Origin of the sequence: Caballeronia sp. BR00000012568055, assembly GCF_029439455.1 — a bacterium.
Taxonomy (GTDB): Bacteria; Pseudomonadota; Gammaproteobacteria; order Burkholderiales; family Burkholderiaceae; genus Caballeronia.
The window spans coordinates 1,290-2,233 of the sequence record NZ_JAQFVG010000159.1 but is presented as its reverse complement, the minus strand read 5'-3'; the positions used below and the strand labels follow the sequence as shown (position 1 = coordinate 2,233).

Below are 944 nucleotides of genomic sequence, written 5' to 3'. Positions count from 1 at the left end.
GGTGCGCGGGGCTAAGGCAGCACAGAAAGAGGTGAACGCGTTGGTTGACGAAGTGCTCGAAATTTTGGGGGATCAACGTGGCTAAGAAAGACTTCAGCGCGGCGCTTTCTGCCGGCGTAAAGCGCGATCAAGCGCTCCGTGCAAAAGACATCACGGCACGGTTTAAGAATGTTGAGGCGGCGCTCGAGGGACGGAAAACCTTGCTGGAAAGCCAGGCAACCGATTCAGATATTTTGAACGGCAAGGAAGCGAATTCCTACCTGGAGGCGTTGGAAAGGCAAGGTAAGGTGCAGACAACATTTGCGCCGTGGCCAATCGACAAGATTGATGACAACCCCCTCAACAGCCGCACAATCTATCAAGAGGAGAAGATCGCGGCACGCGCCGCCTCTATGGCGAAAGATGGCCAGCTTGTTCCCGCGCTCGCGGCCAAACACCCATCTGACCCCGAACGGGCTATCCTTATCGACGGTCACTACCGTAAGCAGGCGGCACTACAAAATCGCTCGCAAACGCTCGAACTTAAGATCATCGATGGACTAGAGCCGATTGACTTCTATCGGCTGGCTCGCACAGCAAATAATGAGCGGGAGCACGAAACGGTTGTTGACCTTGCTCTCGGCTACAAGAGGCTTTTGGACGGTGGCTACGCAACGAGCAACGATGAGCTAGCTGGGTTGGTGGGCGAGGGTAAGTCGAAGGTCAGCAAGGTCTTGGCCCTTCTTGAGCTTCCTGGCGAGGTCCAAGAGATGATCTCCTCTTACCCCTCGATATTCGGAATTAACGTTGCGTATGAGTTGTCGCTCTACCACAAGGCTACCGATGCCAAACGAGTTCACGCCTTTGCAACGAAGGTACTGGAAGAAGAACTGTCCTTCCAAAAGGTGAAGTCGCTGCGGGAGGGACTTGCGAAAGGGCGCTTACCACGCAAGACCTTTTCCAGA

1 protein-coding gene is annotated in these 944 nt (G+C 54.6%); it reads left to right on the top strand.

What is annotated here, in order from left to right; translation table 11 throughout:
* Positions 1-77: 77 nt before the first annotated feature.
* A partial coding sequence (locus tag P7F28_RS09225; RefSeq protein ID WP_277184209.1) for a ParB/RepB/Spo0J family partition protein occupies positions 78-944 on the top strand: 867 nt, incomplete at its 3' end.